At 73.1% G+C, this 13,990-nt stretch carries 14 protein-coding genes and 1 tRNA gene; 6 read left to right on the forward strand and 9 right to left on the reverse strand.

Annotated features, from left to right (window positions below):
- The first annotated feature begins 94 nt into the window (after positions 1-94).
- Positions 95-844 carry a lysophospholipid acyltransferase family protein gene (locus O3597_RS02850; protein WP_164447558.1) on the forward strand — a complete coding sequence of 250 codons (750 nt, stop codon included), beginning with the start codon at positions 95-97 and terminating at the stop codon, positions 842-844.
- A 32-nt stretch (positions 845-876) separates the two neighbouring features.
- Here O3597_RS02850 and O3597_RS02855 read toward each other — a convergent pair whose 3' ends face one another.
- The 5 genes from O3597_RS02855 to O3597_RS02875 form a co-directional block, all read right to left on the reverse strand.
- Positions 877-1,578 (reverse strand): hypothetical protein, encoded by a 702-nt coding sequence (locus O3597_RS02855; RefSeq protein ID WP_164447557.1) that lies wholly within the window; start codon positions 1,576-1,578, stop codon positions 877-879.
- A gap of 74 nt (positions 1,579-1,652) precedes the next feature.
- Complete coding sequence (locus O3597_RS02860; protein WP_164447556.1) at positions 1,653-2,366, reverse strand: response regulator transcription factor; 714 nt, start codon at positions 2,364-2,366, stop codon at positions 1,653-1,655.
- Positions 2,339-3,490 carry a hypothetical protein gene (locus O3597_RS02865; RefSeq protein WP_281603179.1) on the reverse strand — a complete coding sequence of 384 codons (1,152 nt, stop codon included), beginning with the start codon at positions 3,488-3,490 and terminating at the stop codon, positions 2,339-2,341. Before O3597_RS02865 ends, O3597_RS02860 begins: the two co-directional genes overlap by 28 nt.
- Before the next feature lie 94 nt (positions 3,491-3,584).
- Positions 3,585-4,763, reverse strand: a complete 1,179-nt coding sequence (locus O3597_RS02870) for an ATP-binding protein (protein WP_281603180.1) — start codon at positions 4,761-4,763, stop codon at positions 3,585-3,587.
- Between the two features lie 138 nt (positions 4,764-4,901).
- Positions 4,902-5,447: an N-acetyltransferase gene (locus tag O3597_RS02875; protein ID WP_281603181.1), complete on the reverse strand. Its 546-nt coding sequence runs from the start codon at positions 5,445-5,447 to the stop codon at positions 4,902-4,904.
- A 101-nt stretch (positions 5,448-5,548) separates the two neighbouring features.
- Here O3597_RS02875 and O3597_RS02880 point away from each other — a divergent pair, with 101 nt between their 5' ends.
- Together O3597_RS02880 and O3597_RS02885 are read left to right on the forward strand one after the other, a co-directional pair.
- Positions 5,549-7,096 (forward strand): PQQ-dependent sugar dehydrogenase, encoded by a 1,548-nt coding sequence (locus O3597_RS02880; RefSeq protein WP_281603182.1) that lies wholly within the window; start codon positions 5,549-5,551, stop codon positions 7,094-7,096.
- A gap of 145 nt (positions 7,097-7,241) precedes the next feature.
- A complete protein-coding gene (locus O3597_RS02885; RefSeq protein ID WP_281603183.1) occupies positions 7,242-8,006 on the forward strand; it encodes an HAD family hydrolase in 765 nt (254 codons plus the stop codon).
- Positions 8,007-8,024: 18 nt separating this feature from the next.
- Here the strand turns inward: O3597_RS02885 and O3597_RS02890 are convergent.
- The 4 genes from O3597_RS02890 to O3597_RS02905 all read right to left on the reverse strand — a co-directional run bounded on the left by O3597_RS02890 (position 8,025) and on the right by O3597_RS02905 (position 9,989).
- Positions 8,025-8,097: transfer RNA gene (locus tag O3597_RS02890), tRNA-Arg, on the reverse strand.
- Between the two features lie 94 nt (positions 8,098-8,191).
- Positions 8,192-9,229 (reverse strand): alpha/beta hydrolase, encoded by a 1,038-nt coding sequence (locus tag O3597_RS02895; protein WP_281603184.1) that lies wholly within the window; start codon positions 9,227-9,229, stop codon positions 8,192-8,194.
- Positions 9,230-9,308: 79 nt separating this feature from the next.
- Entirely contained in the window at positions 9,309-9,515 is a 207-nt protein-coding gene (locus O3597_RS02900) for a hypothetical protein (protein WP_269737888.1), read from the reverse strand.
- Between the two features lie 54 nt (positions 9,516-9,569).
- On the reverse strand, positions 9,570-9,989 hold the full coding sequence (locus tag O3597_RS02905) for an HPF/RaiA family ribosome-associated protein (RefSeq protein WP_164447469.1): 420 nt from the start codon (positions 9,987-9,989) through the stop codon (positions 9,570-9,572).
- Between the two features lie 348 nt (positions 9,990-10,337).
- On the opposite strand from O3597_RS02905, the gene O3597_RS02910 reads away from it, so the two are divergent.
- The 3 genes from O3597_RS02910 to O3597_RS02920 all read left to right on the forward strand — a co-directional run bounded on the left by O3597_RS02910 (position 10,338) and on the right by O3597_RS02920 (position 13,982).
- Entirely contained in the window at positions 10,338-11,201 is an 864-nt protein-coding gene (locus tag O3597_RS02910; protein WP_281603185.1) for a single-stranded DNA-binding protein, read from the forward strand.
- Positions 11,202-11,427: 226 nt separating this feature from the next.
- Complete coding sequence (locus O3597_RS02915; RefSeq protein WP_281603186.1) at positions 11,428-12,444, forward strand: cobalamin biosynthesis protein; 1,017 nt, start codon at positions 11,428-11,430, stop codon at positions 12,442-12,444.
- Positions 12,441-13,982 carry a cobyric acid synthase gene (locus O3597_RS02920; protein WP_164447467.1) on the forward strand — a complete coding sequence of 514 codons (1,542 nt, stop codon included), beginning with the start codon at positions 12,441-12,443 and terminating at the stop codon, positions 13,980-13,982. The genes O3597_RS02915 and O3597_RS02920 overlap by 4 nt, the downstream gene beginning before the upstream one ends.
- The last annotated feature ends 8 nt before the right edge of the window (positions 13,983-13,990 follow it).

A 13,990-nucleotide genomic window follows, 5' to 3' on the forward strand; every position in this document is an offset into this window, starting at 1 on the left:
CCGACCGGGCGACGGGTGATCCGGCCACGTTCCGGCGGACCACGGCGACCACCGTCCCTACCGGTGCGTAACCTACTCGGGGTAAAGTTCCGGAATGCCGGAACTCGTGTACCCGCCCGTTATCGCCGCCGCCAAGACGATGTTCCGGGTCCTCGACCTCAGGCTCACCGTCGAGGGCGACCACCACGTTCCCCGTACCGGCGGGGCGGTGCTGGCCAGCAACCACGTCAGCTACCTGGATTTCATCTTCTGCGGACTTGGTGCCCTCGAGTCACGGCGACTCGTCCGGTTCATGGCCAAGGAGTCGGTGTTCCGGCACCGGGTGTCCGGGCCGTTGATGCGCGGCATGCGGCACATCCCGGTGGACCGGCGCGCCGGCGCCGACTCGTACGCCGCCGCGGTCGCCGCGCTGCGCTCGGGTGAGGTGGTCGGCGTGTTTCCCGAGGCGACGATCAGCCGCTCCTTCACCGTCAAGGAGCTCAAGAGCGGAGCCACCCGGATGGCCCGCGAGGCGCAGGTACCGGTGCTGCCGGTCGCGCTCTGGGGCACTCAGCGGCTGTGGACGAAGGGACGTCCGCGTACGCTCACCCGCCGGCACACCCCGATCACCATCCTGGTCGGCGAGCCGATGGACCCGTCCGGCTACCCGGACCCCGCCACGATGACAGAGGAACTGCGTACCCGGCTGAGCGCGCTTGTCGACCGGGCACAGCGGGAGTACCCGGACCAGCCGGCCGCACCGGCGGACCGGTGGTGGTTGCCGGCGCACCTCGGCGGCAGCGCGCCGACCCCGCAGGAGGCGGCGGCGCTCGACGCCGCCGACCGGCGCTCCGCGCCCCGCTGAACAGGTCGAGCCTGCGGGGGGGGGCCGGCGGCCTACCGCTGGCCGGACGCCGCGTCGTACGGCTGCGCGTCGGCGTGCCTCGGCCGGTAGTAGTCCTCGCGGGAGTGGAACTCCACCGGCAGGGCACCGGGCAGCAGCACCCGGCCCGTGCCGCTGAGCGACGCGGTCCGGGTCAGCCGGGCCAGCGCGTCCCGCTCCGGCGGGGACAGGTCCACCAGCTCCGGCCGGACCAGCCGGAACGTGGCGATCGCGTGGCGCAGCTGCCGGGCGAGTTCGCCGATCCGGTCGCCGGGACCGACCAGGGCGAGCGCCGGCTGCCGGATCGTCCGCAGCGCGTCACAGACCACCAGCAACGTCGCCGGGTTGCCGCCGGTGGCGGGCGCCAACTCCAGCCGGGACGGCCACTGCCAGCGGATCTGTCCGCTGACCAGTGCGGGCAGGCGGGCTGTCCCGCGCCGCCTGGCACCCAGGTCGGTGCGCTGCCGGTCCCCGCCGACGTACGTCAGCCGGTGGTCGGTGACGGTGAGCGCCACCGGAGCGGGCAACGACCAGGCGCGGTAGGCGTCGCTGGGACCGAGCAGATACCCGGCCACGTCCACCCGGTGGCGGTCGAGCACGTGCTCGCCGCTCGCCGGGACCAGCTCGTGCCGCCGGTCCAGCACCGGGCCGGTACCGTCGTCCACCGCGTCGAACCGATGCGGCGCGATGAAGAACGGAGACGCGTCATCGTGCATCGTCGGAAACCTCCGGTGCGGACGGCTGCTACGCATGAGCCTCGCCGAGACGTCCGCCGCTGTCATGACGCCCGTTAGGGGGTCGGCCGATCGGTCGACGCCCGCGACCGGTAGATACCAATTTCCTCCGGTCGGACGAGTCCGTCCTCGATCGCCCGGGCGAGCAGCGCCGCCTTCGTGGCGGCCGGGCGGCCGGCCCGCGTGTACTTGATCCGCGCCCGGTCGACGTACTGCTTGACGGTGTGCTCGCTGATCCGCATCCGCCGAGCCACCGACGCCTTGGACATCGACTGGAACCACAGCAGCAGCGCCTCACGTTCCTTGTCGGACAGCACCGGCCGGTCCGGTCGCGGATCGCCGACCATCGCGCCGGCCAACGCCGGCGCGACGTACGGCCGGTCGCTCGCCGCGTCCAGCACGGTCGCCACGCAGTGTTCCCGTCCTTCGTGCTTGGCGAGGAACGCCACCGCCCCGGCGTCCAACGCGGCGAGCATCGTCGCCGGGTCGGAGTGTTCGGAGTAGACCACCACCCGCCGTCCGGCGGAACTCAGCTCGGCGAGCTTGTCCAGCACCAACCGTCCGTGCAATCGCAGGTCGAGGAGGATCACGTCGGCCTGCGGTGCCGCTCGCAACACCTCGTCCGGATCGTCACCGGTGGCCAGCACGGTCAGTCGGGGCTCGGTGGCGAGCCAGGCGCGTACCCCGTCGATGACCACCGGGTGGTCGTCCACGATCGCCACACCGACGGGCCGTCCCGGCGTCACCGGTGCCAGCTCGTCTGCGTCCATCTGATCTTCCCGTCCCGTTCGTAGAGGTGCTCCACCTGCCCGTCGTCGTCCTGCACCGGATGCCCGGGGTCGTCCGGGCCCTCCCGGTCGGGGGTGACGAGGCTGACCACCACCTCGTCCGGGCTGGAGACGACGGTCAGCCGGGCCCAGTCCCGTGCGTCCGCGAGCCCGGCGGTGAGCGGATCCGCCAGGCTCCGGCGGATCCGCACCGGCAACGGTGGCGGTGAACCAATTGTGACCAGGTCGATCGGCAGGCCGTTGCGCTCGGCCAGATCGGCTGCGGCGCGCAGTTCGTGCAGTAGCGGGTGGGGCACGTCGTCGGACTCGGCGATCAGGCGACGCAGCCGAGCGGCAGCGCGTACGCAGCGGCGCTGGACCTCCGGGTCGGCCGGATCGGCCTGCCCGCGGGCCAACTCGGTGAGCACCTCGCTGGCGGCGCGACTGACCAGGTTCAGCCGCTCGCCCCGCTCGTGCCGGGCGCGTTCGGCGGCTTCCCGCTCGGCCACCATCGCGTTCGTGGTCGCCGCCGTGGCGGCCCGCTGCCGGGACAGCGCGGCGAGCGCCGCCGCCCCGGCGAAGACCGCCACCGGCAACGACGACGTGCCGTAGAGAGCCATCGTGGCCCGGGCCAGATCGGCGGCGTGCGTCGCGCCGTGCAGCACGACGGCGGTCAGCGCGGTGGCCGCGTGCGCGGCCAGCAGGACCAGCAGCCGGCCCACCGGCCGCCCCCAGAGCACCACCAGGAAGAACCAGGCGAGGGTGCCCCACACCCAGTTCGCCGGGCTGAACAGGTGCGACCGACCGACCGTGGCGAAGACCGCCACGTCCACCACGAGCAGCAGGCCGGCCAGTGGCGCCGCCGGCAGCGGCGTGTCGCGTAGCAGTCGGATCCCGGCGATCACACCGAGCGCCGCCACGAGCAACCAGCCACCCAGCACCACCTCGGGCACGGCCAGCGCCGACCCGGCGGCCAGCACCGCGGGCAGCCCGATGGCCAGGTGCCAGACCAGCGCGATGGTGACCGCGACGATCCGGGCGCCCCGGTCGGAGGTGCGGGCCACCGCGGCGGCCGCCCGGACCGCACCGATCTCGTCGGACGCCGGACTCAGCCGCTGGGCCGGCACCGGACCTGGCCGGGTCCGCCACGGGAGGAACACCGCTCTGCCGGACCGTGGCCGAAACCCGGTCTCGCTCGCCCCGGGGCCGCCCGGCAACCGCTCAGCCGACATCCGACCACTCCAGCCGGATCCGGGTGCCCCGACCGGGAGCGGAGTCGATGTCGGCGTGGCCTCCGATCGTCGCCATCCGGCCTCGTACCGACTCGCGCAGGCCGTACCGGTGCGCCGGCACGCTGCCCGGGTCGAAACCGGGACCGTCGTCGCTCACCTCGACCGTGACGGTGCCGGCGAACCGACGCAGTCGCAGTGTCGCCCGCGCGCGGGGAGCGTGATTCACCACGTTCGCCAGCGCGGCGTGTGCGCTCTCCGCGACGGCCTCCGCGACCGGCGCCGCCACCGTGCAGGGTGGTAGGTCGGCGGCGACCGGTAGGCCGGGCAGCCGCGCGAGCACCGCCCGGAGGCGCTCGTCCAGCCGGGCCGTCGCGTCGTGCGGCACGGAGCGCGCCTCCGCCAGGGCGGCGAGGCTACGCAAGTCGGTGGCACACCGCTCGCGTAGCGCGGGGGACGGCTCGCTCACCGCGCCCTGCCCGACCATGGTGAGCGTCGCCAGCACCGTGTCGTGCAGGTCGCGGTTCTGCTGTCGTTCCGCCTCCCGCGCGATCCGGGCGACCGTGGCGTTACGGGTGGCGCGCTGCGCGGCCACGAACGCGGTGTCGGCGCGGGCGATACGTCGGCGCATCACCGCGGTCATCATCGCCGTGCAGCCGGTCTGGACCAGCAGGGTGACCGCGTGGGCCCGCGCCTCGGTCGAGTTCCCGGCGGCGTGCGCACCCGTGGCGTACGCGGCGACGACCAGCAGCCCGGCCGGAATGGACAGCCGGGCCGGAGCGGTAGCCTGAGCGTTGATCACGGTGGTGCTCGCCAGCACCGCGATCCAACTCGCCTCGCCGGGCAGCACCTCAGGCGCGACCAGGATCGGAATCGCCAGGCATGCGGCGCTGGTCAGCGCCACGTCGACGGCGACGAGTGGGTTGCCGAGGTCGTACCGCCAGGCGCGCAACGCGTACCAGAGCGACCAGGCGGTCAGCACCGCCACAGCCGGTAGCAGCAGTTCCGGACGTACCGGTGGGGTACGCACGGCGAGCGCCACCGGGAGGCAGAACAGCCCGCAGGAGAGCCGCAGCAGCGCCGGCAACCGGGTGAAGATGAACGCGAACGCGCCAGCGGCCGGGCGGTCCACCGTGGCGGGTGACATGATCGGGTTGGGCAGGGCCGGCATCGGGAAGGCGTCCTTTGCGACAAACGACCCGATCCGGGTGCGCGCTGCGGAGATCGACGCCGGAGAATAACACACGGCAGTGGCGATGATGACCGTCGGTGACGTCGAGATGGACGCTACGTCGCCCATCCGTCACACTCAGCCGCTGTCGTCCTCGCGGAGCCCCACACAGTCCTGCTGCCAGAAGGTGTCCGAGTAGACGAACGTGCCGGTCATCCACGGCTCGTAGCCGGAGAGTCTGGCCACCTGGAAAGCGGGGGCCGGAATGCGCAGCGACGGTCGACGAAAGCCCAGGTCGCCGCCGGCGGCGAAGCCGAAGCGGGAGTAGAAGCGGGGGTCGCCCTCCAGGAACACCGCCGGCACGCCCCGCTCGTCGAGCAGGCGCAGCCCGTGGGTGACCAGAGCGCCGCCGATGCCGCGCCGCTGCCGGTCCGGTGCGACCGCGAGCGGGCTGAGCACCTGCACCGGTACGAGGCGACGCGGCGCGTCGAGCAGGCTGCGGGTGAACAGCACGTGCCCCACGACCTCGTCGTCCTCCTCGGCGACCAGGCTGAGGGCCTCCGGATCGTCGTCCCGCAGCGCCTGCACGAGCGCCGCCACCACCTCGCCGTGGCTGCCGAAGGCCAGCCGGTGCAACTCGTGCACGGCATCCCGATCGGCTACCAGTTCCTCGCGCAGGCGCATGGCGTGGACCGTACGGCCTGCGGGTTGCCCGGGCCAGCGATATCCGGCGTCGGCCGGGGCATCGTGTTAAATTTACCAACATCTATGCACTGGGGGGTGGCATGAAGATCCGACTCGCGGTCGGGGCCGTACTCACCGCCGGTCTGGTCGCCGGCAGCGTCGCCGGCCTGGCCGGCGCGGTCCCGAACGCCGAACGTCCATCCGACGCCCTCGGTGACGCGGCACCCGCGTTGCTCGCCGTCGGCGACTTCGACTTCTCCCGGCCCGAGACGGTTGCCACCGGCCTGCAGGTGCCGTGGGGGATGGACTTCCTGCCCGACGGCAGTGCCCTGGTCGCCCAACGACCCACCGGGCAGGTGGTGCGGGTCCGACCCGGCCAGGCACCGGAGCCCGTGGTCACCATCTCCGGCGTGACTCCGGTGAGCGAGGGCGGCCTGCTCGGGCTGGCCGTGTCACCGACCTACGCCCAGGACGGCTGGATCTACGTCTACTTCACCACCGCGACCGACAACCGGATCACCCGGTTCCGGCTCACCGCACCGCAGACCCAGCAACCTGTCCTCACCGGGCTGAACCGTGCGGCGATCCACAACGGCGGCCGGATCGCGTTCGGACCCGACGGCATGCTCTACGTCGGAGTGGGCGACGCCGGACAGACCGCGTCGGCGCAGGACCCGCAGAGCCGCAACGGCAAGATCCTGCGCATCCGACCCGACGGCACCGTTCCGCCGGACAACCCGACCGCCGGCTCGCCGGTCTACAGCCTCGGCCACCGCCACGTGCAGGGGCTGGCCTGGGACGCCCAGGGCCGGCTGTATGCCACCGAGTTCGGTCAGAACACCTGGGACGAGATCAACCTGATCGTCGCCGGCGGCAACTACGGATGGCCCACGGTGGAGGGTAGGGCCAACGACCCCCGCTTCCGTGACCCGCTGCTCACCTGGACCCCGGCGGAGGCGTCACCGAGTGGTGCGACGATCGCCGGGAACCGGCTCTTCGTGGCCAGCCTGCGCGGCAACCGGCTGTGGAACGTGCCGCTGAACGGCTCCGGCGGGGTCGGCACTCCCACCGCCGAACTGGCCGGCAGCTACGGGCGACTGCGCACCGTCGAGTACGGTCCGGACGGTTGGCTCTGGGTCACCACCAGCAACCGGGACGGCCGAGGCACGCCGGCCGCCACCGACGACCGCATCCTGCGCTTCCCACCCCGCGACGGCACCACGCCACCGCCGACCACGCCACCGCCGACCACGCCACCCCCGACGACGCCGCCCCCTACGACGCCCCCGCCCACCACGCCGCCTCCCACGACGCCCCCGCCGACCACCGGGCCCGCGGCCTGCGCGGTGAGTTGGACGGCCAACCAGTGGAACAGCGGCTTCACCGCGGACGTCCGAGTCACCAACCGGGGCGCCGCCCTGACCGGCTGGACCGTGACCTGGTCCTTCGGCGGCAATCAGCAGGTCACCAACGCGTGGAACGCACAGGTCACCCAGTCCGGCAGGAACGTGACCGCGCGCAACGCGGCCTGGAACGGCAGCCTGCCGACAAACGGCACGGTGAGCTTCGGCTTCCAGGCCACCTACTCCGGCACCAACGACCGCCCCACCGACTTCCAGCTCAACGGCACCCCCTGCCAGCCCAACTGACCACCGGCCTCAGACGCCGCATGCCAGACCGAGCCAATCTTGGACAGTTTCCGTTACGCGCTAACGGAAACTGTCCAAGATTGACGGTGACGTGGCCTGGCGGCGGCTGTTCGGTCCGCGCGCCTGGGTGCGGAAGGATGGCGGCATGCTGCGATCGCCCCGCGCGCTCCTGTTGGACTTCGGCGGTGTTCTGGCCGACGCTCCACGACAGCCACCGGCACCACCGGAACTGGTGCGTCGGTTGTTCGACCTGATCGGCGGCATCGTGTCGGCCGAGCAGATCGCCGCCGACCTGACCGAGGGCGGCCGGGCGTACGCGCGGTGGCGCGACGACGCCGGCCGCTCGGATGATCCCGTCGAACTGCCGCACGCGCAGGTGTGGGCGAACTTCGTCACCAGCACCTGGCCCGGAGCGGCGCGCACGGCGGTCGAGGAAGCGGCGACCCCGCTGGCGTACGCCTGGGCGTGGCGATCGGAGTGGCAGGTCCGTCCGGGCATTGCGGAGGCGTTGCGGGCCGCGGCCGAGGCGGATCTACCGATGGCGGTGGTCAGCAACGCGCTCTGCGGGGCGGCGCATCGGGACTTCCTCGCCGCTGCCGGACTGTCCGACCTGTTCGTGGCCGAGTTCTACAGTGACGAGGCCGGGCTCCGCAAGCCCAATCCCCGCCTGGCCTGGCTGGCGGCCGACGCCGTCGGCGTACCGATCGGCGACTGCTGGTTCGTCGGCGACAGCGTGCACCGCGACGTGGCCTGCGCCCGTCGGGCCGGTGCCGGCGCCGCGATCCTGATGCGCTCGCCCCGCACCGACCGCGAACCGTCCCCACCCGACCTGCGACCGGACGCCCGGGTCGAGGACGGTCACGGCCTCCTCGCCCTCCTGCGGCAGCGCGGGCGCGTTGCCGCAGGCTGACGACGAGGAGACGTGGTGCGCGCCCGGCAGGATTCGAACCTGCGGCCTTGGGATTAGAAGTCCCCTGCTCTATCCGCTGAGCTACGGGCGCAATGTGGTATCGCGCGAGAAGGGTACCGCCGTCCGGCCCTCGCCCGGTGAAACGGGTGGTCAGGCCGGGCGTAGCGGCCGGGTGTCGGCGAGGATCAGGCGTCCGCGGGAGAGTGGGTCGGCGTCGGGTGTTCCTCCTCGGCCGAGGGCCGGGGCTGCGGCAGGGTCGGGTGGGTCGTCGTCGGTCCGGCGCCGAGGAAGGCGTCGGCCCACCGGCCGACCTCGGCGAAGACCTTCTCCCGTACGGCGGGGCCGGAGAGCGTGAGGTCGTGCAGGCCGCCGTCGAAGCGGGACACGGTGACGTGCTGGCCGAGGCGGGGTGCCCAGCGGACCATGTGTTCGACGTCGAGGACGGCGTCGGCCAGGGTCGCCGCGTCCTGCCATTTCGTGCCCCGGAACGACCGGGTCGAGCAGGCGAGCAGCACCGGCACCGGGATGTCCAGGCCGGCGCGCAGCCGCCGCTGGCCGGTGCGGATGGCATCCAGCCAGCCGGCCCGGACAGGGAAGCCGGCAAGTGGCTTCCAGGCCAGGTCGTACGTCCACTCGCCGCGATGGTCGGCGTGCAGGCTCTCGCCGTACACGGTGCCGAGCGAAAAGGGGAGGATGCGGTGCGGCGCCCTGCGGCCCAGGCGGGCGACGGCGGCCGCGAGGGGTCGCCGTACGAACCAGGGGGCGTTGAGGTCGAAGAAGGGACTGTTGAGGAAGAGCCCGTCGACGAGCCCGGCGTCGCGGCGGGCGTCGGCCCACAGGGAGAGGATCAGGCCGCCGGTGGAGTGGCCCATGGCCAGCAGGGTCTCGTGCCCGTCCCGGTCGCGGACGAGCTGTGCGGCGGCGTCCAGCTCCGGGTAGTAATCGGCGAGGTCACGGCAGAAGTTCGGGGTCTGGTGCGGCAGCAGGCTACGACCGTACTTGCGCAGGTCGAGGGCGTAGAAGTCCCAGCCGCGCGCGGCGAAGAAGTCGGCCACGTGGGTCTGGAAGAAGTAGTCGACGAAGCCGTGCACGTAGAGCACGGCCCGTCCGGTGGGGCGCTCGGCCCGGCGCCGGACCAGCGTCGCCACCACCGGGCCCTCGTCGTCCCGGCCCAGGTCGATGATCTCCCGCTCGTAGGGCGGGCCAAGCACGTCCGGTTCCACCTCGCCGACGGTACGCCGGCTGGCTACCGGGCGGTAGCCCCCGTCCGCCGGCACCCGGCGGACGGGGGCTGTTCGCTGGTCAGTCGCCCACGGCCTCCCGGCCGGACGGCTCCTGCGAGGTCGTGGCCCGCCCCCGATCGGGACCGTACGGCGACACCTGGTCGACCGGCACCGAGCGGTGCTCCCGCCGGGCCGAGGACGAACCGCCCTCGATCGGGCCGTCGCTGTCCTGGACCAGCCGGGTCTCGCCGCTGCGGCGCATCTCGGGCTGCTGCACGTTGGGCATGTCGTTCACCTCCACGGTGGCGTGGCCGGGGCTTGCGTCGCCCCGGCCCGGCGCTCACCTCTCGTCGGTCGTCGTCCCGGCGCCGGCCAACTCGTCGGTTGGCGTGGCGGGGCCGGGCGGTTCGTTGACCCGCAGGTGCTTGTTGTTGCGGGGCTCCTGCCGGGTCTTCGCGTCGTTCAACTGGCGACGCAGGTCGTCGCGGACGTCGTTGAGCGCGGCGTGCAGGTCCTCCTCGGTCGAGGTGGCCACGACCCGTTGCCGGCCGGCGATCCAGCACTCCAGGGTGACCTTCTGGCCCTTGGCCTCCCGGTCCTTCACCGACAACTCCATGTCGGTGGCGTCGGCGTGGAAGCCGGCCAGGCGGGCGTCGAGCGTGGCGAACTGCTCGACGATGCGGTTCCGCTCCCGGTCGGAGAAGCCCGCACCCAGCCTGAGGCACGTGGCCACGGTGGCGGGGTTCTGCACGGCGCTCATCGCCGCACCTGCCCGGTGGGGCGGGCGGAACGGGTGACGGTCATCATCATGATCGCTGACCTTTCGTTCGACGTCGTGCTCACGCGTGCGGTTGTAGGGATCCCTACCCAGGTCGGCTCCGTCCGGAACGTGACCATTTCCGCTTCCTATTGATCATCGATGGCCGGTCGCCCGGCGGGCAGGGGCGATCGGCCTACCACATCAGGACCTTGATCAGGCGTTTGTCCACAGCTGGTCCGGTCGTCCACAGGTGCCACCTGCTGGGCTGTTCGGGGCGGCCGCAAGACCGCAGGCTCGGTGGCGAGTCGACTCGCCGATGCCAGGCCCCGGACCCCCCAAGGAGGGACGATGTTCGATACCTACATGACGATTGTCGGAAATGTTCTGACTGCGCCGGAATGGCGCCGCACCGCCCAGAGCAACACCCTGGTGGCCAACTTCAAGGTCGCCTCAACGGCTCGACGCCTCGATCGGGACAGCGGACGCTGGGTCGACGGCAACAGCCTGCGGGTACGCGTCAACTGCTGGCGCAAGCTCGCCGAGGGAGTCGCCGCCTCGGTGATGGTCGGCGACCCGGTGGTGGTCTGCGGCCGGCTCTACACCCGTGACTGGGTCGACGACGCCGGCAACCACCGCACCCTGTACGAGCTGGAGGCCGTCGCGGTCGGCCACGACCTGTCCCGGGGACGGGGAAGGTTCCTGCGCAACCGGCCCACCCTGGCCACCAGCGCGGTCTCCGACGCCGACGCGGAGCGGCGGGTGCAGGGAGAGCCGACCGAGCCGGTTCCGGATGACGAGGCGCCCGCCCGGCTCGACCACCGCCCGGTCGACGACGACTTCGAACTGGCCGACATGTCCGGCTTCGGGGCTGGTTCGGCCGGCGAACGTCACCCTGGTCGGCCCGGTGGCTTCGACCCGGGCTCGACGGTCGGCTTCGATCCGGGATCGGCGGTCGGTGCCTTCGACCCGGGCTCGGCGGTCAGGTCCGACTCGACGCCCGGCTCCGAGACGTCGAGCGACGACCACCTCTCGCCGGAGTTCGACGACTTCGCCGACGCGGGCGAAGGCGTCGCCGACGAACTGGCTCCGGTGCCCGCCGACGCCACCGCGACCGAGTCCGAGCTGGCGGTGCGCCCGGAGGAATCGGGGGCGGGCGATGCCGCGACCGGGCGTGGTCGTCGAGGGCGCGGCCGGCTGCCACAGCCCGTCTGACATCCCGGAAGCTCGCCGGCGACGATTGGTGACCGGGCACCCCGCCCGACGGTGTACGGCTCGCCGATCGGCGCCCGGTGCCGAGGTGACCGGGTCTCGGCGACGGGCCCGGTCACCCATCGGCCGACGTGGCGCCACCGGGTACGGCCGCGGCGTGGGCGGGCTCCGCCGGGCACGATCCGGGCGGCACGGCTCGGCTAGGCTGACCGCCCGGGGGTGACATGCCGTGCGACACGCGGGTGCGGTGGCGAACGCGACGGGACTGGTCGCGGGCTACGCGCTGGACGCGCTGTTCGGTGACCCGCGCAGAGGGCACCCGGTGGCCGGATTCGGCCGGGCCGCCGCCGCCCTGGAACGTCGCCTCTACCGCCCGGAGCGGCTGGCCGGTGCGATCTTCACCGCGCTCTGTGTGGGCGCGCCGGTGGCGATGGGGGTGGCTGCCACGGTGGGCACCCGGCGTCGGCCGGCGGCCCGCGCCGTGCTCGTCGCCGCCGGCACCTGGGCGGTGCTGGGCGGGCGCAGCCTGCGCCACGAGGCGAAGACGATGGGCCGGTCGTTGCGCGGCGGCGACCTGCCGGCGGCCCGACAGCGGCTCGGGCATCTCTGCGGGCGGGACCCGTCGACGCTCGACGAGCCCGAGATCGCGCGCGCGACGGTGGAGTCGGTGGCGGAGAACACCTCCGACGCGGTGGTCGCCCCGCTGGTCTGGGGTGCGGTCGCCGGGCTGCCCGGCCTGCTCGGCTACCGCGCGGCGAACACTCTCGACGCGATGGTGGGCCACCGCAATGTTCGGTACGCCCGGTTCGGCACCCCGGCTGCCCGCCTGGACGACCTGCTCAACCTGGTGCCGGCCCGGCTGACCGGGCTGCTGACCGTGGCGCTGGCGCCGGCCGGCAAGGGCGACCGGGCCCGGGCCTGGCGGGTGTGGCGGCGGGACCGCGACGACCATCCCAGCCCCAACGCCGGGCAGTGCGAGGCGGCGATGGCCGGGGCGTTGGGCGTACGGCTGGGTGGGCGCAACGTGTACTTCGGTCGCGTGGAGGTGCGTCCGTTCCTCGGTGACGGGCCACGTCCCGAGGCACGGCACCTGGCGCGGGCCGCCCGCATCTCCCGGGCGGTCGGGCTGGCGACCCTCGGTCTCGCGGTGGCGTACCCGTTGACCGCGGGTCGCCTGGTGGCTGCCGCCGCCCGCCGGGCCGGTCCGCTGGCCGGCAACGCGGCTCGGCGGGTGGGGCGACGGTGAGCGGTGGGCTGCTGGTGGCCGGGACGACCTCGGATGCCGGCAAGAGTGTGCTCACCGCCGGCATCTGCCGGTGGCTGCACCGGCGAGGCGTGAAGGTGGCGCCCTTCAAGGCGCAGAACATGTCGAACAACTCCGCCGTGGTGCTCGGGCCGGACGGCCGGGGCGGCGAGATCGGCCGCGCCCAGGCGATGCAGGCGGCGGCCTGCGGGCTCGCGCCGGACCTGAGATTCAACCCGGTGCTGCTCAAGCCGGGCAGCGACCTGGCCAGCCAGGTGGTACTGCTCGGTGAGGCGGTCGACACGATCACCGCCGGCACCTTCCGGACCCTGCGCCCCCGGCTTGCCGAGACCGCGTACGCGGCCCTGGCCGAGCTGCGCTCGGAGTACGACGTGGTGATCTGTGAGGGCGCCGGCAGCCCGGCGGAGATCAACTTGCGCGACGGCGACTACGTGAACATGGGGCTGGCCCGGCACGCGCGGTTGCCCACGATCGTCGTCGGTGACATCGACCGGGGCGGTGTGTTCGCCGCGATGTTCGGCACCCTCGCCCTGCTCGACCCCGCCGACCAGGCCCTCGTCGCCGGCTTCGTGGTCAACAAGTTCCGCGGCGACAGGGGTCTGCTCGCCCCCGGGCTGGAGATGCTGCGGCAGCTCACCGGACGCCCGACGTATGGGGTGCTGCCCTGGGCGCTGGACCTGTGGCTCGACGCGGAGGACTCCCTCGCCTACGGCCGGGTGCTCGGTCGCCCGGCCGCCCCGCACGGCACCGACTGGCTCGACGTGGCCGTGCTGCGGCTGCCCCGGATCAGCAACGCCACCGACGTCGAGGCGCTGGCGACCGAGCCAGGGGTGCGGGTACGCCTGACCGTCGAGCCGGCCGAACTCGCCGCCGCCGACCTGGTGGTGCTGCCCGGCTCGAAGTCGACAGTGGCGGATCTGGCCTGGCTGCGCGAGACGGGCCTCGCCGACGCCGTCACGGCGCACGTGGCGGCGAACCGTCCGGTGCTCGGCATCTGCGGCGGCTACCAGATGCTGGCCCGCGTCATCCACGACCCGGTGGAGAGCCGGCAGGGCACGGTGCCCGGTCTCGGCCTGCTCCCCATCGAGATCACCTTCGATCGCGGCAAGACGGTCCGGCCGGCGGTGGGCAGCGCCGAGGGCGACCTTCCGGTCCACGGCTACGAGATCCACCACGGTCACGTCTCGACCGCCGACCCCCGGTTGGTCCCGTTGCTGCGGTACACCGGTGGCGCCGACGAGGGTGCCATGCACGGCGTCGTGCACGGTACCCACTGGCACGGCACGTTCGAGTCCGACGAGTTCCGTCGCTGGTTCCTCACCCGGGCGGCCCGCCTCGCCGGACGTACCGGCTTCCGGGTCGCGCCGGACACCTCCTTCGCCGCCGCCCGGGAACGCAATCTCGACCTGCTCGGCGATCTGGTCGAGGAGCACCTGGACACCGACGCCCTGTGGCGACTCGTCGAGGACGGGCCCCCGACCGACCTACCGTTCGTCCCACCCGGCGCTCCGCCGGGCTGATCCGCACC

This window comes from Verrucosispora sp. WMMA2044 (assembly GCF_027497155.1).
Taxonomy (GTDB): Bacteria; Actinomycetota; Actinomycetes; order Mycobacteriales; family Micromonosporaceae; genus Micromonospora; species Micromonospora palythoicola.